Below are 18,611 nucleotides of genomic sequence, written 5' to 3' on the forward strand. Positions count from 1 at the left end.
AACGACCATGCTGCTGATGATCGACAACTACGACTCGTTTACCTACAACCTGGTGCAGTACTTCGGCGAACTCGGCGCCGACGTGCGGACCTACCGCAACGACGAGATCACGCTCGAGGAAATCGAGGCGCTCAAGCCGGACCACATCTGCGTGTCGCCCGGCCCGTGCAGCCCGAAGGAAGCCGGCATCTCGGTGGCCGTGCTGCAACACTTCGCCGGCAAGATCCCGCTGCTGGGCGTGTGCCTGGGCCACCAGGCCATCGGCGAGGCATTTGGCGGAAAAGTGATCCGCGCCAAGCAGGTCATGCATGGCAAGGTCAGCACCATCGAAACCACCCAGGAAGGCGTGTTCGCCGGCCTGCCCAGGCACTTCGACATCACGCGCTATCATTCGCTGGCGATCGAGCGGGAGACCCTGCCCGATTGCCTGGAAGTGACCGCGTGGACGCCGGACGGCGAGATCATGGGCGTGCGCCACAAGACGCTGGCCGTGGAAGGCGTGCAGTTCCACCCGGAATCGATCCTGTCCGAACACGGCCATGCGCTGCTGGCCAACTTCCTGAAGGTGCCGCGATGAGGCGGCTCGACCCCGCAACATTCGCCCCCGCCCCCGACCACATTCAAGAATCCGCCATGTCCATCACGCCGCAGGAAGCGCTGACGCGCTGCATCGAACACCGCGAGATCTTCCATGACGAGATGCTGCACCTGATGCGGCAGATCATGCAGGCGCAGATCTCGCCCGTGATGGCGGCCGCCATCCTGACCGGGCTGCGCGTCAAGAAGGAAACCATCGGCGAGATCTCGGCGGCGGCGCAGGTGATGCGCGAATTCGCCAACAAGGTGCCGGTGACGGACCGCGACAATTTCGTCGATATCGTGGGAACGGGCGGCGATGGGTCGCATACGTTCAACATCTCCACGGCGTCGATGTTCGTCGCGGCGGCGGCCGGCGCGAAGATCGCCAAACATGGCAACCGGGGCGTGTCGTCCAAGTCGGGCAGCGCCGATGTGCTGGAGGCGCTGGGCGTGAACATCATGCTCACGCCGGAGCAGGTCGGCCAGTGCATCGCGCAGACCGGCATCGGCTTCATGTTCGCGCCGACGCACCACCCGGCCATGAAGAACGTCGCCCCAATCCGCAAGGAAATGGGTGTGCGCACCATCTTCAACATCCTCGGCCCGCTGACCAATCCGGCCGACGCCCCCAATATCCTGATGGGTGTGTTCCATCCGGACCTCGTCGGCATCCAGGTGCGCGTGATGCAGCGCCTGGGCGCCAAGCACGCCATCGTCGTGTACGGCAAGGACGGCATGGACGAGGTTTCGCTCGGCGCCGCCACGCTGGTGGGCGAACTCAAGGATGGCGAGGTGCGCGAGTATGAGATTCATCCCGAGGACTTCGGCCTGTCGATGATCTCCAACCGGGGCCTGAAGGTGGCCGATGCCGTGGAATCGAAGGAGATGCTGCTCGAAGCGCTGACCGATGTGCCCGGTACGCCACGCGAAATCGTCACACTGAACGCCGGCACCGCGCTCTACGCGGCCAATGTGGCCGGCTCGATCGAGGATGGCATCGAACGCGCGCGCGCGGCCATCGCCAGCGGCGCCGCCCGCGAGAAGCTCGACCAGTTCGTGCGCGCCACGCAGCAATTCAAGTAATCCGCCATGTCCGACATCCTGCAAAAAATCCTGGCCGTGAAGGCCGACGAAGTGGCCGCCGCGCGCAAGAAGCGCGACCTGCCCAGCCTGCGCGCCGAGGCCGAGGCCCTGCGCACCGAGCCCGGCCTGGCGCCGCGCGGCTTCGAGCGGGCCCTGCGCGAGAAGATCGCCGCGGGCCACGCGGGCGTGATCGCCGAGGTCAAGAAGGCGTCGCCGTCCAAGGGCGTGCTGCGCGAGCACTTCGTGCCCGAGGCCATCGCCGAAAGCTATGCCAGCCACGGCGCGGCCTGCCTGTCCGTGCTGACCGACGTGAACTTCTTCCAGGGCCATGCCGATTTCCTGAAGCGCGCGCGCGGGGCCTGCCCGCTGCCTGCGCTGCGCAAGGACTTCATGGTCGACCTGTATCAGGTCTACGAAGCCCGCACCTGGGGCGCCGACTGCATCCTGCTGATCGTGGCCGCGCTGGACCCGGGCCTGATGGCCGAACTGGAAGCCTGCGCGCTGGAACTGGGCATGGACGTGCTCGTGGAAGTGCACGGCGCCGACGAACTGGACCACGCGCTGCGCCTCAAGACCCCGCTGGTGGGCGTGAACAACCGCAACCTGCGCACCTTCGAGGTCTCGCTGGACAACACGCTGGACCTGTTGCCGTCGATGCCGCCGGAGCGGCTCGTGGTCACGGAGTCGGGCATCCTCGGCCCGGCCAATGTGAAGCGGATGCGCGACGCCAACGTCAACGCCTTCCTGGTTGGCGAGGCGTTCATGCGCGCGCCCGATCCGGGCGCGGAGCTGGCGCGGCTGTTTGCCTGAGCCCTTCGCCTAACCCCGGACGACCCCCATGCCGCGTGAAATCGAACTGAAGCTCGCCGTGCCAGACGCCGCGCTGGCGGCCGTGGCCGCATGGCTCGATGCCCACGGCGAGGCGCGTGGCGAAACCACGCTGCTCAATGTCTACCTGGACACGCCCGCGCGCGACCTGGCCCGCCAGCGTGCCGCGCTGCGGCTGCGCCAGAAAGACAACCAGACAGGCAGCCAGTGGCTCCAGACGCTGAAGACCGCCGGCAGCAGCCAGGGCGGACTGGCCTCGCGCAACGAGTGGGAGTGCGAGGTGGCCGGCGAGGCCATCGAGCTGTCCCGCTTCCCCGACGACGCGCGCGCCGTGCTGGCCCCGCTGGCCGAACAACTGGCGCCGGTATTTCGCACCGATTTCGTCCGCCGCACGTGGATCGTCACGCAGGACGGCGCGCGCATCGAAGCCGCGCTCGATACCGGCACGATTACGGCGCCCGGGCAGGCCCGGATCGAGACCATCCAGGAACTCGAACTCGAATGGCTGCCCGGTGAGGATGGCGACGACAGCCCCCTCGCCGAAGCCGCGCTACGCGCCTTCGCCGCACGGCTGGCCCATGTGGCACCGCTCACCCCGTCCGATCTGAGCAAGGCCGCGCGCGGCTATCGCCTGACGGGCGGCTCGCTTTCCTGACCTTCTCCCCTCTCCGTCCTCCCGCATGCAAGCCGACTTCTTTGCCGCCCCGGCCGCCGAGCTCCCTGCCATCGCCCCGCTGCAAACCCAGGTCGATGCGCTGCCCGCCGCGTGGCGCGCCCTGCTCGCGCCGTGCCTCGGCCATGCCGCATGGGACGAACTGGCGCGCTTTGTCGATGGCGAGCGCGCCGCCGGCAAGCCGGTATTTCCGCACGCGGTCTTCCATGCGCTGCACCTGACGCCGCCCGATGCCGTCAAGGTCGTGATCCTGGGGCAAGACCCATATCACGGCACTGGGGTGGTCGGCGGCGCGGAAATTCCGCAGGCGCACGGCCTGGCGTTCTCGGTGCCCGAGGGCGTCAAGGTGCCGCCGAGCCTTCGCAATATCTTCAAGGAAATCGGGGCCGAGTATGGCGCCGAGCCGACGCGCGCCTCCGGCAACCTGGAAGGCTGGGCGCGTCAGGGCGTGCTGCTGCTGAACACCGTGCTGACGGTGGAGCAAGGCCAGGCGGCCAGCCACGCCAAGCGCGGCTGGGAGGCGGTGACCGACTGCCTGATCCACGCGCTGGCGGCGTCGCAGCCCAATCTCGTGTTCCTGCTATGGGGCAGCCATGCGCAGGCCAAGCGGGCGCTGCTCGATGGGCAGACCGCGCACACGCATTGCGTCCTGGAGGCGCCGCACCCGTCGCCGCTGTCCGCGCATCGCGGATTCCTGGGTTGCGGGCATTTCCGGCAGGCCAATGACTGGCTGGAACGCCATGGCCGTGCGCCGATCGACTGGCTGAAAGCCGACTGAGGGCTGACGAATCGTCAGGCAGTGGGCAGCCAGCGGAACCCGCTGAACGGCCCTTCTTCCTCCGCCGGGGTCATCTCCACCTTCGACACCTGCGCGGCCGGCGGGCCCGCCGCCATCCACGTCCGCAACGCCTCAAGCTGGTCGCGCGGCCCCCGCGCGATGAGCTCGACCGTGCCATCGGTCCGGTTGCGCACCCATCCCACCAGCCCCAGCGCCGAGGCGCGGTCCGCGCAGGCCGCGCGATAGCCCACGCCCTGCACGCGGCCATGGGCGGTCAGATGCCAGGTTTCGGCGGTCGATGTCATCGGTCGCTCCTTTTCGGAATCGTCTCAGCCCTTCTCCGCCATCGACCGGCCAATCGCGCCGGTGCGCAGCGCGATCTTGGCGGCGTCCTCGCGCAGCGCGCGCAGGCGGCGCTCCAGCACCGCGTTGGCCGCGCGTCCGGTCGAACTCGCGCCCGACTCGGCAGGTTGCGCGGGGTCGTCCCGCTCGTCCGCGCCGATCTCGCCGGCCGCGGCGGCCTGGACCAGCACGTCCGCCTTGCGCCGGTCGGCCGAATCGGCGATCCGCGCGCGGCGCTCGCTGGCTTCCTCGTCTTCGGCGGTGGTGCCTGCGGCCGGCTCGTGCGGCGGCAGGCCCACGCCGGCCACGGCAGTTTCCGTCGGCGTGCGGATAAAGCCGGCGCCGCGTGGTCCGTGCCGCTCCTCGCCCGCCAGCCGCTCGCTGGCCAGCGTCAGGCTGCGCGTGGCGGCCTCCGTGGCCTGCTCGATGGCGGCCTCGGCTGCCGGCACGTCCAGTTCGTCGTAGTGCTGGCGCACCTGGATGCGCGCCGCCGCCACATGCGCCGCCACCAGATAATTCTGATTGATGAAGCGGCTCAGGTTGTCCACGGCGCGGTGCCGGCTGCGCGGCTCGTCGAGCATGCGCTGGAACGAGGCAATCAGCGCCGACAGGTTGTCCATGAACTGCTTGCGCTGCACGCGATAGGCGAAGTCGTCCTTGGTGCGGCGCAGCAGCAGGTCACGCGTGGCGGCGATATAGCGCCGGTTCGCCTGGAGCACGTTCTCCACCAGCTTCGGAATCGCCCGGTACTCCCAGCTCGGCAGCACAAAGCTGAAGATGGACGCAATCACGCCGCCAATCACCGTATCGATCAGCCGCTCGCCCACCACGGTCTGGCTGCCCGGCATCAACAGGTTGATCTGGATCAGCACCTGCACGCAGGCCGCGATAGCCGTGTAGCGGTACTTGATGGTGGAAAACGCCGAACTGGCCACCAGCGCCACGTACAGCACCGCCAGCAGCACCAGCGGCTCCGTCACCACGCGCAGCACCACCACGCTGATGAGGCAGCCGATCAGCGTGCCAATCAGCCGGTCGTTGTAGCGCTGCTTGGTCATGCTGTAGTTCGGCTTCAGGATCACGACAATCGTGAGAAGAATCCAATAGCTGTGCGACGCATACGGCAGCCGGTCGCCCAGCCAGAGCCCTACCGCCACCGCCATCGTGATGCGCAGCGCGTAGCGGAACGCCGGCGAGCGCCAGCGCAGGTTGTCCAGGATCACGCCCAGCTCGTACTTCTGGCGGGTCAGGAACGGGGTCATGTCCGATCCCGGCATCACCTTGGCCGGCTCCACCGGCGTACGGGACGCCTCGTGCAGCTGGCCGACCAGCGTGATGGCGCCGCGAATCATCTCAAGCGTCTCCGCTAGCGCCGTCATGGCCGCCGCCGGCACGTGGTGATGTCGTAGTTGTTCGATTTCCGCCTCCACGGCGCGCAGGTCGGGGCCGTAGTCATGGGCGCTGTACGAGGGCTTGCCGCGCGTGACGTCGTAGGCGATTTCCTCGAGATCCTTGCCCATGCCGCGCACCAGCCGCCGTATCGCGTCCAGCGCCGGCGTGCCGCCGAAGGTCTGGCGCAGCAAGGGATAGTCGGTGTTGGTGGAGAGGATGTACTCGTAGAGATCGAGCATCCGCAGGTGCACGCGCACCAACAGGCCATCGTGCTTGGTGCGGTTGCCCCGCAGCACCAGGTCACGCGCGGCCTGCTGGCGCTCGGCCACCACGATCTGCTGGCGCACCAGCTGGTTGAACTGCGCCTCGTAGTCGGTGCCGGCATCGTAGAAACCTGCCTTGATCTCGAGGTAGTGAGACATTTCGTACAGCGACTCGGCCAGGATCTGCTGGCGCGTGCGCCGCTCCATGACCCAGCTGACCGCCATCGCATACGCCATGTAGGCCACCGCGCCGGCGCCGAACAGCCCGGCGTGGACAAAGGCCTTCTGGAGCACGAAGTCCTCGTTCACGGTAAGCGTCATGACGAACAGTGCCGAAAACTGCAACGGCATGGTCTTGTTGCCATAGACCGTCATCATGCCGGCCAGGAAGGTCACCAGCACCAGCACCCACGGCAGCACGCGCGGGAACGGCGTGGCCAGCGCCACCACGGCGGTCACGGCGGTGCACAGCAGCACGCTGGCCAGCATCTCGTTGAACTTGTGGTTCAGCGGGCTGGGCAGGTCCATCAGGCTGGTACAGAGCGCGCCCATCGACACGACCATGGCGCTGGGCAGGTCCATGACCTGCATGGCCAGCAGCGTGGCGCCGATGACCCCGGTGGCCGAGCGCAGGCCACGGTAGATATAGTGCGAGAAGAGAAACGTGCGGGGATCGTGCGCGTATTCCATGGGGCGGCTTGGGGCTGGCGGGGCTGGCGGACGATGGCGACGTTGGCGACGTTGGCGCGGATGGAGGCGACTGGCGCCCGGTGTCAGGACCCGGGCGCCGTCATCGGCCGGTTACTGCCCCAGCCAGCGCGTGCGGGCCGCATGCTTGCCGGGCTCCACGTTCACTTTGTACTGCATGGCCGGCTCGCGCGCCAGGGTGACGGGCAGCACCTGGAGTTCGTCGCGCCGGAACAGGTGGAGCTGCACGGCGTCACCGGGGCGGTAGCGCGCCAGTTGCTTGTCGAGCTGGCCCGGCGCCAGCCGCAGGCCGTCCAGCGCCACGAGCAGGTCGCCCGCCGAAACGCCGGCCGCCTGCCCTGCCCCGCCGTCGAGCACCTGGCTCACGCGTACCCAGCCTTCCTCGTTGCGGGTCTTGATGCCCAGCGCCGCGCCGGCGGACGGCTTGCCGGGGTCGACACGCTCGGCCTTGATGCCGAACGCGCGGAACAGCGGCGGCAGGTTGATCTCGCCCGTGCCCTCGGTCAGCGCCCGCAGCAGCGGGCCGAGCCGCAGCCCGGTCACCTGATCGAACAGTGCATGGACCTCGGCCTCCGTCACGCCGCGCTGGGTGGCGCCCGGCGCGTAGAAGTCGCGGCCGTAGCGCTGCCAGAGCGCGCGCATGATGTCATCGAGCGACTTGCGCCCGCCGGTCTTCTCGCGGATGGTCAGGTCCAGCGCCAGCCCCACCAGCGAACCCTTGGTGTAGTAGCTGACGATGGCGTTCGGGGCGTTCTCGTCCTGCCGATAGTATTTCGTCCAGGCATCGAAGGCACTGTCGGCCACGCTCTGCTTGGTGCGGCCGTTGCCACGCAAGACGCCGTTCCAGGTCTTGGCCAGCATCTCGATGTACTGCGCGGTTGAAACCAGCCCAGTCCGGGCCAGGATCAGATCGTCGTAGTAGCTCGTAAATCCTTCGAACAGCCACAGCAGCGGCGTATAGGTTTCCTGCGCGAGCTGGTACGGCACGAACGCCGCCGGCTTGATCCGCTTGACGTTCCAGGTGTGGAAGTACTCGTGGCTGCACAGCCCCAGGAAGGTGCGATAGCCCTCGCTGGTCTCGGCGTTGCCGCGCACCGGCAGGTCGCCGCGCGCGCACATCAGCGCCGTGCTGGCGCGGTGCTCAAGGCCGCCGTAGCCGTCGGTGGTCACCATTGTCATGAAGACGTAGCGGCGATTGCTGTCCAGGAACGGCGCGCGCGCCGAGCGCGGCTCGAACAGCCGGATCTGGGCCTCGCAGATCTGCTTCAGGTCGCGGCAGACGCGTTGCAGGTCGAGGTTCGGCACCTTGCCCGTGAACACCACGTCGTGCTGGGCGCCGCAGGCACGAAAACTGGCCATGGCGAACGTGCCCATCTCCACCGGATGGTCGATCAGTTCGTCGTAGTTGGCCGCCTGGTAGCGCCCGAAGCCGTAGCGGCGCGCGCCGCCGGGGCCGCGCGCCTCGGGCAGCGCGGTGGCGACGCGCCAGTCGGCATACGCCTCGCCGGTGGGCGCGTGCAGATCGACGGTGCACGGGTGGTCGTCCTGCCCCACCACGCGCAGGAACACGGAGCTGCCGTTGAAGAAGCCGTGGGTGGTGTCCAGGTGCGCGCTGCGCACCGACAGGTCCCAGGCGTAGACCTCGTATTGCAGGACCAGCGGCCCGCCATCGGTGGTATCGGCGGCATCGGCGGCATCGGCGGCAAGTGGCGCAGCCTGCCAGGTTTGCTTGTCGAGCTTGGTCAGCGGCACCGCCACCCCGCCCGCATCGGCCCGGATACGGACGATATTGCGCGCGAAGTCGCGGATCATGTAGCTGCCCGGAATCCACGCGGGCAGCGTGAACACCTGGCCGGCGGGGTCGGGGGCGTCCACCGTCACGGTCACGGCGAACAGATGGGCTTCGGGCTGAAGCGGGGCGATGGCGTAGCGGATCGGCGTCATGGTTGCGATTGTAGCGCCACGCCCCGTCACCCTTCGAACGTGGACTTGTCTTGTGGGGGTTCCCTCGGACCCTGCCTCAGGCGTTCACATCGACCACCACGCGCCCGCGCATGCCGCCCGCCATGATCTGGCTGGCGGCGTCGATGGCCTCGCCCAGCCGGATCTCGCGCGTGATGGCCTGGAGCCGGTCCGGGGCCAGATCCTGCGCCAGCCGCTTCCACGCGGTTTCGCGCAGCGACATCGGCGCCATCACGCTGTCGATGCCGGCCAGCGTCACGCCGCGCAGGATGAACGGTGCCACCGAGGCCGGAAAATCCATGCCTTGCGCCAGCCCGCACGCCGTGACCACGCCGCCGTAGCGCACCTGGGCGCAGGCGTTGACCAGCGTGTGCGAGCCCACCGAATCCACCACGCCCGCCCAGCGCTCCTTCTGGAGCGGCTTGCCCGGCGCGCCCAGTTCGGCACGGTCGATCACATCGGCGGCGCCCAGCGCGCGCAGGAAATCCGCCTCCGCGGTCTTGCCGGTGGACGCCACCACGCGATAGCCAAGCTTCGACAGGATGGCGATGGCCACCGAGCCCACGCCGCCCGAGGCGCCCGTGACCAGCACCTCGCCATCGCCAGGCTTCACAGGCCCAAGCGCGCCGCCGCGCTCCAGCGCCAGCACCGACAGCATGGCCGTATAGCCGGCCGTGCCGATCGCCATGGCCTGCCGCGACGTGAACGCATCGGGCAGCCGCACCAGCCAGTCGCCCTGCAGCCGCGCGCGCTGCGCCAGACAGCCCCAGTGCGTCTCGCCCACGCCGAAGCCGTTCAGCACCACGCGGTCGCCGGTGCGCCAGCGCGGGTCGCGCGAATCGAGCACCGTGCCGGCCCCGTCGATCCCCGCCACCATCGGCCACTTGCGCACCACCGGCGCGCGGCCCGTGATCGCCAGCCCGTCCTTGAAATTGATGGTCGAATAGTCGACGGCCACCAGCACGTTGCCGTCCACCGGCAGCGCGGATTCATCGAGTTGGGTGACGGCGGCGGCCGTCTTGCCATCGGCCTGGGTCAGCAGCAAAGCCTGGAACGTCATGGTGTCTCCTCGATCTCTTTGATTTTTCAGGGAATTTGGTAACGCAGCGCAGGCGCCGGAAAGCAAAACGGCCGGACAGTGCCGGCCGCTTCAGACAGCCGGGAGGGTCCGGCGCCGCGCGTTACTTCTTGAGACTGGCGAGCTTGCGCTCCAGCGTGGCGATGTCCGCCGCACCCGGGATGCGCGTGCCGTCGGTGAAGAACACCGCCGGCGTGCCCGAGATGTTCAGGCTCTGGCCCAGCGCCAGGTTCTCGTCCACCGGCGTCTTGCAGCTGCCGTTGCCGGTGATGGCCACGTGGTTCAGCATCCAGTCGCGCCACACCTTGGTACGGTCTGTTGCACACCAGACCTGCTTGGCCTTGGTGGTCGAGTCGGGCGACAGCACCGGGTAGAGGAAGGTGTAGACCGTGATGTTGTCCATCTGCTGGAAGGTCTGCTCGATCTTCTTGCAGTAGCCGCAGTTCGGGTCCGAGAACACCGCCACGGTGCGGCTGCCATCGCCCTTCGTCCATTTGATGGCGCGCGCCAGCGGCAGGTCGGACCACTTGATCTTGTTCAGTTCGGCCAGGCGCTCTTCGGTCAGGTTGGTGTTGGTCTTGGTGTCGATGACCTCGCCATTGATGATGTAGCGCCCGGTGGCGTCGGTGTAGACGATCTGGCCGGCCACATTGACTTCATACAGGCCCGGCACTGGCGCCTTGGTCACGCTCTTCACCTCGGCGCGGCCGCCCAGCATCTTCTGGATGGACGCCTTGATGCGGTCCGTGCCCGGCTCGTCCGCGGCCAGCGCGTGCAGGGCGTAGCCGCCGAGGGCCAGGCCGCCGGCCAGGGCAGCGATGGCGCCCATACGGGCGGAACGGCGACGGAACAGTTGCAACATGGTGACTCCAGGGTTCGGGTGCCTTGTCGGCAGATTCTTTAAATAGTGGTTGGCCGTCTCAGCCCAGCGCGCGGCCGATCAGGAAGCGCTTGAGCAGCCCCTGGCCGCCCACGGCGCGCATGCCGGCGTTGCGTATCAGCCGCGCGGGCGTGCCCGGCAGCGAAAACAGCCGGTGCAGGCCATCGGTGGCGGCCGTCAGGGAGAGCAGGTCCGCGGCACGTGCACGCTCGTAGCGGCGTAACAGGCGCAGGTCGCCTTCCGAGCGGAACGGTTCTTTGTCGGCCATCACGCGCCCAAGTTCCGTCACATCGCGTAAACCAAGATTCATCCCCTGCCCAGCCAGCGGATGGACCACATGCGCGGCATCGCCAACCAGCGCCACGTGCGGCTGGACGAACTGCTCGGCACGCTGCAGCACCAGCGGGAAGCCCTTGGCCGGCGTCAGGCAGCGCAGCGCGCCAAACCGCGCGCCGACCGCGCCGTTGGCCACCTGGGCCACGGTGGCGGCGAGGGCCTCGGGGGATAACGCGACGAGGTCCTGCGCATGGGCTTCATCGGCGGACCAGACCATCGACACGCGGTTGCCGGGCAGCGGCAGCATGGCGACGATCTCGCCATTGGCGAGCTCCTCGTCGGCCATGAGCTTCTCGGGCGCGCCCAGGAACCATTGCCACGCGGTTTCCTGGTGCGGCAATTCGCAGGCGAAATTCGCCACCACGCCAAGCTGGCGGTAGCGCCGCTGGCTGGTGCCGATATGGCATTGCTGGCGCACCCAGGAGCGCGCGCCGTCGGCACCGACCACGCAGTTGGCGCGCACGCGGGCGCCGCTGGCGAGGGTCAGGGTCACGCCGTCGAGGTCGCGCTCGAATCCATCGGCGGCTTCGTCGAACCATTGCACCTGGTGCTGGAAGCGCAGCGCGGTGTCCAGCACGCGCTCCACATGGCTCGACTCGATGATCCACGCCAGTTGCGGCACGGCGGCGGCATAGGCCGAGAAATGGAGGTCGCCGTGCGGCGTGGGGCTGGCCTCGGCGGCGCTGACGTCGCCGAAGACGCGCATGTCGCGCACGGGCTGCACGCGGGTGGGGTCGAGCGCCTCCCAGACGCGCAGCCGCTCCAGCAATTGCTGCGAGCTGGCCGAGAACGCGTAGATGCGGCTGTCCCAGTCGTCTTCCCCACTGCGCGCGGTCTCGCCCACGGGGCGCGGGGCGACGAGGGCCACCTGCATGCCCTGCTGGGCCAGCAGCAGCGCGCAGGCCTTGCCGACGATGCCGCCGCCGACGACGGCAATCTGAAAGCGGGAGGATGGAGTCGAGGACATGGAGTGGGAGGCGGCGCGACGCGCCGGTGCGGCTGGTCCGGTCATGCCTCGATTATAGCGACGTGACGTGCGCGCCATCGGAGACATCGCACAAGCCGTGGCGGGCCGGCCGCCGGGGGATAAAGGCTGGCCGAGGGTGGCCATCCGCTAGAATACAGGCTTTGCTATTTCCAGCCAGACACCATGAGCCTCAAATGCGGCATCGTCGGCCTGCCCAACGTCGGCAAGTCCACGCTGTTCAATGCCCTGACCAAGGCCGGCATCGCCGCCGAAAACTATCCGTTCTGCACCATCGAACCCAATGTGGGCGTCGTGGAAGTGCCGGATCCGAGGCTTACGAAGCTGGCTGAGATCGTCAAGCCAGAGCGCATCCTGCCGGCGACGGTGGAATTCGTCGATATCGCCGGCCTGGTGGCGGGCGCGTCCAAGGGCGAAGGGCTGGGCAACCAGTTCCTGGCCAATATCCGCGAAACCGACGCTATCACGCACGTCGTGCGCTGCTTCGAGGATCCGAACGTGATCCACGTGGCGGGCAAGGTGGATCCGCTGTCGGACATCGAAGTTATCAACACCGAACTGGCGCTGGCCGACCTGGCCACCGTGGAAAAGGCCCACGCGCGCTACATCAAGCCCGCCCGCGCCGGTGACAAGGAAGCGCAGCGCCTGGTGGCAGTGCTGGAAAAGGCACAGACCGTGCTCGACCAGGCCAAGGCCGTGCGCACGCTGGACCTGTCGCCCGAGGAATGGGAAGCCATCCGCCCGTTCTGCCTGATCACCGCCAAGCCGACGATGTACGTGGCCAATGTGCGCGAAGACGGTTTTGAGAACAATCCGCACCTGGATGCGGTACGCGAGCACGCCAAGCTGACCAATTCGCCGGTCGTGGCTGTCTGCGCAGCCATCGAAGCCGAGATTGCCGACCTGGAAGACGCCGACAAGGCCGAATTCCTGGCCGACCTGGGCATGGAAGAGCCCGGCCTGGACCGCGTGATCCGCGCTGGCTTCACGCTGCTGGGCCTCCAGACCTACTTCACGGCGGGTGTGAAGGAAGTGCGCGCCTGGACGATCCACGTGGGTGACACCGCCCCCAAGGCGGCCGGCGTGATCCACACCGACTTCGAACGGGGCTTCATCCGCGCGCAAACCATCGCCTACGAGGACTTCATCCAGTTCAAGGGCGAACAGGGCGCGAAGGAAGCCGGCAAGATGCGCGCCGAAGGCAAGGAATACGTGGTCAAGGACGGGGACGTGATGAACTTCCTGTTCAACGTCTGAGGTAGGCGTACCCCTTCCAAGGAAACCCGGCAGATGCCGGGTTTTTTGCTTTTGGGCCGTAACCCGAGCCTCCGCTCCCGGCTACAGCGGCTGCAACTGTTCATCCCGCATGCCCACCAGCAGTGCCTGGCCGCTGCTGTCCAGCCGGAATTCGCCATAGCGGGCCTTGGCGAACCGCTCCGCCTGCCCCTCCTGGAAGAACCACGCGTCGGTGGATACCTGCACGATCGGGCCGCCCCAGCGCGAGGGGACGTTCTGGACGCGCAGGCGCCGCTCGCCCTCGGCCAGCGGCTGGCCGTTCTGCAACCGCACCAGTTGCCCGACCCCGGCGGCGTCGCGGCGGATCACCACCTCGGTCTCCCGCTCGCGCGGGGACTGGGCGCTGGCCTGGGCGGCGGCGATCTCCAGCCCGATGGCGAAGTTCAGCGCCATGTAGTCGCCCTGCATCAGGGACCTCGGGTCCACGGGCGCCAGCCGCAGGTAGACGACCTCGCCATGCGAGAGCACCCGTTCCTTGCCGACGATGACCGCCCCCGCCACGCCGATCACCAGCAGCCATGCCACCACGATCCATCGTTTCATGGCTGTGCCTCCATCCGTCGCATCACGATCCGGACCGCCAGCAGCAACACGCCGGCCGCCACCAGCGTGGCGGACTTGGCCAGTAGGGTCCACTGGAGCGAGCCGTAGTACCAGACAAAGCCTGCGATGAGCGCCGCGATGCCGAGCCCAAGCCATGGCAGCGACCCGCGCCGCAGGGCCAGCGCCAACGCCAGCACCCCGGCGCCGACTGCCGGCGCCATCACCATCAACGCGGCGAACGCCAGCATCACGACCATCACCGCCGCGCTGACGCGCGCCCCGACATGCAGGCGCCGGCATTCGAACAGCGTGAATATCAGCAGCACCAGCTCGGTCAGCACCCCGGCCAGCCACGGCCCGCCCAGGCGCGGCGCGCCACGCTCGTCGAAGACCCCCGCCAGCGGATGGGTCGCGCCAGTCACCAGCAGCGCCGCCGCCAGCGCGAACACCAGCGTGGCGTCCGCGCCGGGCTCCCATCGTCCATGTTGGCCGTGCGCCGCCAGCGCGTGCTCTTTCAGCACGAAGACGGTGACCACCGCGCAGGCCAGCGGCATCAGCCAGCCGAGCGACCACGGCAGCACGACCCAGCCGTAGTGCCTGGCCCCGGCCAGCAGGATATTCAGCGCGAACGCCAGCGCCGCCCAGGCGCCGAGCGCCACCACGAAGCGATGGAGCCGGTTCGGCACGATGACGTACAGCGCCACTTCGAACCCGGCCACGCCGAGCCAGAACGCTGCGCGGCCCACCAGCCACTCGCCGCCGAGCGTCTCCGCCGTGCCGAAGATCGCCATGCCCTGCCCGCCCAGGCTCAGGGCCAGCGCGAACTGGCCAAGCGCGATGCGCCTGCTGCGCTCGCCGGCCATCCGATACAGCAGCACGGCCCCGCCCAGCATCAGCAGCCCCGTGACCAGCATGGCCAGGCCGTTGCCGCGCGTTGCCGCGAACACCGAGCCGAGCAGGAATACCTGGAAGAACAGCGCGCCGAGCCAGCCCGCCGCGCCCATCAGCAGGCGGATGGGCCACGGCGTGCGCGGATTCGCCACGTATTCCCCCTCGACCACGCCCCGCGCAGCGAGATCGTCCCAAAGCTTCCGCTCCACGGTCTGCGCGCTCATGCCGGGCTCCCGTTGGCGTCTCGCCACGCCCGCAGCAGCCATGCCGCCGCCGCCGCAGCCAGCCCCACCGTGACCAGCCCGAGCAGCAGAAAGATGCCGAAGTCGCCATGGCCCTCGGCCAGCAGGCGTCCCAGCGCCGACACCACCAGCGCGATGCCGGCCAGACACGCCAGGCTCAGCACGACAATATCGAACGACGCGCGCCGCCGGAACCACGCGCCGAGCCCGGCCAGCGCCACCGCGCCAGCCACCAGCCCCACCACCTCCACGCGATGGACCAGCACACTCGTGAGGCCCAGCCAGGCCGCATAGCCGCAGGCGAGCACGGCGATCAGGCGCGGGCCGGCATCGCCACGAAAGCCCCAGCGGGCCGCACGGGCCGCCAGCCCGTACCAGAGCGCCAGTTGAACGCAGCACGCCAGCAGCAGGAACAGCGTGGTCTCGCGCGCATGGCGCCCCGCAAACAGCAGGTCGAACATGCCGCCCACGCCCAGCCGCACGCTGCCATAGCGGAGCAGCGCCACATTGCCCACCACGATCACCAGCCACCAGTGCGGCGCCGCGCGCGCGGCCAGCGCCCACGGCACCGCCAGCAGCGTCCACAGGGCGAACAATTGCCACGCATCGGCACCGGTCTGGTAGGTCTGGCCGATCACGGCCATCCAGACTCCCGATACCACCTGCGCGCCGGCCAGCGCGGCCTGCCCGACACCGTCGCCGGCCGGCCGCCATGCCGCCAGCGCCGCGAGCCCGGTCAGCAGACCCGCCAGCAACCCGAACTTGCTGAACTTGTGCAGCGCGTCCCAGTTGAACGCGAAGAAGACGATGACGCCAGCGCAGAGCAACGCGGTGCCGAGCAGCAGCAGCGCCCGCTCGAGCCAGCGGTGCCAGTCGGCCCGCGCCGGCAGGGTGCGGGCCCACGCGGGCGAGAGGCCCTCCGCGTCAAGGCGATCCTGAGCGCGCCAGTCGGCCAGCGCCTGCTGGGCAATGCGTCGATCTGAAAGCGATGGCAACAGAGGTTCCAACGGAATTCTCCCGGGCTGGAATGCGATGGAAAGCGAACGCAAGCGCACTGTAGCAAAGCGGCCTGCCCGTGCCTATGAGAGGGTTCTGAAAACGCGGCGCACGGCTTCCGCCGCGCTCCCGGCGCCGGTATGCTGGCGCCTTTCTCATCCAATCCGGGCAGCCATGACCCTCGGCATCCTTGCCGCGCTCCACGACGAAGTCGATGGACTGATCGCCGCCATGCGGCACGAAGACGCGCGCGCCACCGTGCGCACCATCGGCATGCGGGACTACTACGCTGGCACGCTCCACGGGCAATCGGTGGTGCTGGTGCTGGCGCGCGTGGGAAAGGTGGCGGCGGCCGCCACCACGGTTACGCTGATCCGCGAGTTCGGCGTGGACGAGATCGTGTTCACGGGGCTGGCCGGCGGCGTGGGGCCGGCGGTGCGTGTGGGCGATATCGTCGTGGCCGACCGCACCCTCCAGCACGACCTGGACGCCCGCCCGCTGTTCCCGCGCCACGAGGTGCCGCTGCTGGCGCGCGCCGAGTTTCCGGCCGATGCCGAACTGACGGCGGCGCTGCGCGCGGCGGCTGACGATTTCCTGCGCCACGACCTCGCCACCGAAGTGCCGGACGGCGTGCTGGCCCGCTTCGGCGTGGCCGCGCCGCGCCTGCACGTGGGCATGGTGGCCAGCGGCGACCAGTTCATCAACGCCCCGGCGGCCGTGGCGGACCTGCGGGAGCGCCTGCCGGGCGTGCAGGCGGTGGAGATGGAAGGCGCGGCGCTGGCCCAGATCTGCTACGAGTACGGCGTGCCCTACGCGGTCACGCGCACCGTGTCCGATCGGGCTGACGACGTCGCCCATGTGGATTTTTCGGCATTTTTGCGCGATGTGGCGAGCCACTATTCGAGCGCGATCCTGCGGCGCTTCCTGTCCGCGCGGGGTCAGGCTTAAGCCGCCGAGGATCCGGACAGCCTTAGCGTCGCGGCCGCGCCACACCCCAAACGCCGACCAGCAGCGCCGCGCCAAGGATGGCGGCAGTCCAGCCCGAGAGCTGGCCGTCGGTAAACAAGTGCGCCGCGCGCCCGCCATAAAACGCGCCCAGCGCGCCGAGCATGCCCAGCACCAGCGCGGCCGGCAGGCTTACGACCCGCCCGGCCGGGTGCATCTGGCGTCCCGCCAGGCCCACGATCGCCCCCACCACCACCAAGCCGAGCATCGGCACCCCCCTGTCTGTCCGGATTTCGGCCACACCGCGTGACCGCGCCGTAACAATACTGGCGTTTTGGCGCACTTGGAACAAAACGCCCCTTCACCCTGCAAAATCGCGGCCCAGCGGTATAATGACCATCGCTTCCGGCTACGATCCGGATGGCAACGAACCCCACAAATGCAACTGCTCGCGATCGGTATCAATCACACGACGGCACCCGTCTCGCTCCGCGAGCGCGTGGCGTTTCCGCTTGAGCAGATCAAACCGGCCCTGGGCGCGCTGCGCACCCACCTGGCCGGCCGCAGCGGCACCGAGGCCGCCATCCTCTCTACCTGCAACCGTACCGAGATCTACTGCGCCACCGATGTGCTGCAGCCCGGTGCGGACGGCTTCGAGCACACGCTGCGCTGGCTGGCCCAGCACCACAATGTGCCGGCCGGCGAACTGGCTCCCCATCTGTACGCGCTGCCCCAGTCCGAAGCCGTGCGTCACGCGTTCCGCGTGGCCAGCGGGCTGGACTCGATGGTGCTTGGCGAAACGCAGATCCTGGGCCAGCTCAAGGACGCAGTGCGCACCGCCGGCGAGGCCGGCGCGCTTGGCACCTACCTGAACCAGCTGTTCCAGCGCACCTTCGCTGTGGCGAAGGAAGTGCGCGGCCAGACCGAGATCGGCGCCCATTCGGTGTCGATGGCTGCCGCCGCCGTGCGGCTCGCCCAGCGGATTTTCGAAAGTGTTTCCACTCAGCGCGTGCTGTTTATCGGCGCGGGCGAGATGATCGAGCTGTGCGCCACGCACTTCGCCGCGCAGATGCCGCGCCAGATCGTGGTGGCCAACCGCACCATCGAGCGCGGCGAGCGGCTGGCCGAGCAACTGGCCGAACAGGGCCTGACCACGCAGGCCATCCGCCTGCAGGATCTGGGCGAACGGCTGCACGAGTTCGACATCGTGGTGTCCTGCACCGCGAGTTCGCTGCCGATCATCGGCCTGGGCGCCGTGGAGCGCGCGGTCAAGCGCCGCAAGCATCGCCCGATCATGATGGTCGACCTGGCCGTGCCGCGCGACGTGGAACCCGAGGTGGCGCGCCTGAACGACGTGTTCCTGTACACCGTGGATGACCTCGGCGCCGTGGTGCGCGAGGGCAACGCGCTGCGCCAGGCCGCCGTGGCGCAGGCCGAGGCGATCATCGAGAGCCGTGTGCAGAACTTCATGCACTGGCTGGAGACGCGCAGCGTGGTGCCCGTGATCCGGGAGATCCAGTCCCACGGCGAGGCCATGCGCCAGGCCGAACTCGAACGCGCGCGCCGCATGCTGGCGCGTGGCGACGACCCAGAAGCGGTGCTGGAAGCGCTCTCCGGCGCGCTGACCCGCAAGTTCCTGCACGGCCCCACCCACGCCCTGAACCACACCCAGGGCGAAGACCGCGAGGCGCTGCTGCGCCTGGTGCCGGGCCTGTTCCGCCACAGCAGCCACTCCGAGCGCTAGCCGCGCTCGCCCCCGGCCGGCCGCGCCGGCCCGCTGGCGTTGTTGCCAGCGTCCCACGGTTGCCCCC

18 protein-coding genes are annotated in these 18,611 nt (G+C 68.8%); 8 read left to right on the top strand and 10 right to left on the bottom strand.

Annotation, left to right across the window (positions count from 1 at the left end; genetic code table 11):
• Positions 1 to 7 precede the first annotated feature (7 nt).
• From AB4120_RS18475 to AB4120_RS18495, 5 genes are read left to right on the top strand one after another with little or no spacing between them, the layout of a single operon-like run.
• Positions 8 to 577, top strand: coding sequence for an aminodeoxychorismate/anthranilate synthase component II (locus tag AB4120_RS18475; protein WP_149137327.1), 570 nt, complete (start codon positions 8 to 10; stop codon positions 575 to 577).
• Between the two features lie 56 nt (positions 578 to 633).
• Entirely contained in the window at positions 634 to 1,662 is a 1,029-nt protein-coding gene (gene trpD, locus AB4120_RS18480) for an anthranilate phosphoribosyltransferase (protein WP_149137326.1), read from the top strand.
• A gap of 6 nt (positions 1,663 to 1,668) precedes the next feature.
• Complete coding sequence (gene trpC / locus AB4120_RS18485; protein WP_149137325.1) at positions 1,669 to 2,472, top strand: indole-3-glycerol phosphate synthase TrpC; 804 nt, start codon at positions 1,669 to 1,671, stop codon at positions 2,470 to 2,472.
• A 28-nt stretch (positions 2,473 to 2,500) separates the two neighbouring features.
• Positions 2,501 to 3,145, top strand: coding sequence for a CYTH domain-containing protein (locus tag AB4120_RS18490; protein WP_149137324.1), 645 nt, complete (start codon positions 2,501 to 2,503; stop codon positions 3,143 to 3,145).
• 25 nt (positions 3,146 to 3,170) lie between these two features.
• A complete protein-coding gene (locus tag AB4120_RS18495) occupies positions 3,171 to 3,941 on the top strand; it encodes a uracil-DNA glycosylase (RefSeq protein ID WP_149137323.1) in 771 nt (256 codons plus the stop codon).
• Positions 3,942 to 3,955: 14 nt separating this feature from the next.
• On the opposite strand, the gene AB4120_RS18500 is transcribed toward AB4120_RS18495, so the two are convergent.
• The 6 genes from AB4120_RS18500 to AB4120_RS18525 all read right to left on the bottom strand — a co-directional run bounded on the left by AB4120_RS18500 (position 3,956) and on the right by AB4120_RS18525 (position 11,914).
• Entirely contained in the window at positions 3,956 to 4,246 is a 291-nt protein-coding gene (locus AB4120_RS18500) for an acylphosphatase (RefSeq protein WP_441642681.1), read from the bottom strand.
• 24 nt (positions 4,247 to 4,270) lie between these two features.
• A complete protein-coding gene (locus AB4120_RS18505) occupies positions 4,271 to 6,628 on the bottom strand; it encodes an FUSC family protein (protein ID WP_149137321.1) in 2,358 nt (785 codons plus the stop codon).
• A 111-nt stretch (positions 6,629 to 6,739) separates the two neighbouring features.
• Positions 6,740 to 8,590, bottom strand: a complete 1,851-nt coding sequence (locus AB4120_RS18510; RefSeq protein WP_149137320.1) for a M61 family metallopeptidase — start codon at positions 8,588 to 8,590, stop codon at positions 6,740 to 6,742.
• Positions 8,591 to 8,666: 76 nt separating this feature from the next.
• Positions 8,667 to 9,668 carry an acrylyl-CoA reductase (NADPH) gene (acuI, locus tag AB4120_RS18515; RefSeq protein WP_149137319.1) on the bottom strand — a complete coding sequence of 334 codons (1,002 nt, stop codon included), beginning with the start codon at positions 9,666 to 9,668 and terminating at the stop codon, positions 8,667 to 8,669.
• Between the two features lie 121 nt (positions 9,669 to 9,789).
• The gene (locus AB4120_RS18520) at positions 9,790 to 10,548 is read right to left on the bottom strand and encodes a DsbC family protein (protein WP_149137318.1); all 759 of its coding nucleotides are present in this window, start codon (positions 10,546 to 10,548) and stop codon (positions 9,790 to 9,792) included.
• 58 nt (positions 10,549 to 10,606) lie between these two features.
• Complete coding sequence (locus AB4120_RS18525; protein ID WP_441642682.1) at positions 10,607 to 11,914, bottom strand: UbiH/UbiF family hydroxylase; 1,308 nt, start codon at positions 11,912 to 11,914, stop codon at positions 10,607 to 10,609.
• Between the two features lie 138 nt (positions 11,915 to 12,052).
• On the opposite strand from AB4120_RS18525, the gene ychF reads away from it, so the two are divergent.
• Positions 12,053 to 13,144: a redox-regulated ATPase YchF gene (gene ychF / locus AB4120_RS18530; RefSeq protein ID WP_144200504.1), complete on the top strand. Its 1,092-nt coding sequence runs from the start codon at positions 12,053 to 12,055 to the stop codon at positions 13,142 to 13,144.
• 81 nt (positions 13,145 to 13,225) lie between these two features.
• Here the strand turns inward: ychF and AB4120_RS18535 are convergent, their stop codons facing one another.
• The 3 genes from AB4120_RS18535 to AB4120_RS18545 are packed head-to-tail and all read right to left on the bottom strand — an operon-like array spanning position 13,226 to position 15,854.
• On the bottom strand, positions 13,226 to 13,726 hold the full coding sequence (locus AB4120_RS18535) for a GDYXXLXY domain-containing protein (protein WP_149137273.1): 501 nt from the start codon (positions 13,724 to 13,726) through the stop codon (positions 13,226 to 13,228).
• Positions 13,723 to 14,841: a DUF4401 domain-containing protein gene (locus tag AB4120_RS18540; protein WP_149137272.1), complete on the bottom strand. Its 1,119-nt coding sequence runs from the start codon at positions 14,839 to 14,841 to the stop codon at positions 13,723 to 13,725. The genes AB4120_RS18535 and AB4120_RS18540 overlap by 4 nt, the downstream gene beginning before the upstream one ends.
• Complete coding sequence (locus tag AB4120_RS18545) at positions 14,838 to 15,854, bottom strand: DUF2157 domain-containing protein (protein WP_149137271.1); 1,017 nt, start codon at positions 15,852 to 15,854, stop codon at positions 14,838 to 14,840. The genes AB4120_RS18540 and AB4120_RS18545 overlap by 4 nt, the downstream gene beginning before the upstream one ends.
• A 175-nt stretch (positions 15,855 to 16,029) precedes the next feature.
• Between AB4120_RS18545 and AB4120_RS18550 the strand changes: the two genes are divergently transcribed.
• On the top strand, positions 16,030 to 16,803 hold the full coding sequence (locus AB4120_RS18550) for a 5'-methylthioadenosine/adenosylhomocysteine nucleosidase (protein WP_441642683.1): 774 nt from the start codon (positions 16,030 to 16,032) through the stop codon (positions 16,801 to 16,803).
• A 22-nt stretch (positions 16,804 to 16,825) separates the two neighbouring features.
• On the opposite strand, the gene AB4120_RS18555 is transcribed toward AB4120_RS18550, so the two are convergent.
• Positions 16,826 to 17,068 carry a GlsB/YeaQ/YmgE family stress response membrane protein gene (locus AB4120_RS18555; protein ID WP_441642684.1) on the bottom strand — a complete coding sequence of 81 codons (243 nt, stop codon included), beginning with the start codon at positions 17,066 to 17,068 and terminating at the stop codon, positions 16,826 to 16,828.
• Positions 17,069 to 17,239: 171 nt separating this feature from the next.
• On the opposite strand from AB4120_RS18555, the gene hemA reads away from it, so the two are divergent.
• Positions 17,240 to 18,544 (top strand): glutamyl-tRNA reductase, encoded by a 1,305-nt coding sequence (gene hemA, locus AB4120_RS18560; protein ID WP_144200494.1) that lies wholly within the window; start codon positions 17,240 to 17,242, stop codon positions 18,542 to 18,544.
• Positions 18,545 to 18,611 lie beyond the last annotated feature (67 nt).

Source organism: Cupriavidus sp. 2KB_3, assembly GCF_052115685.1.
In the GTDB taxonomy this organism is placed as follows: Bacteria; Pseudomonadota; Gammaproteobacteria; order Burkholderiales; family Burkholderiaceae; genus Cupriavidus; species Cupriavidus campinensis.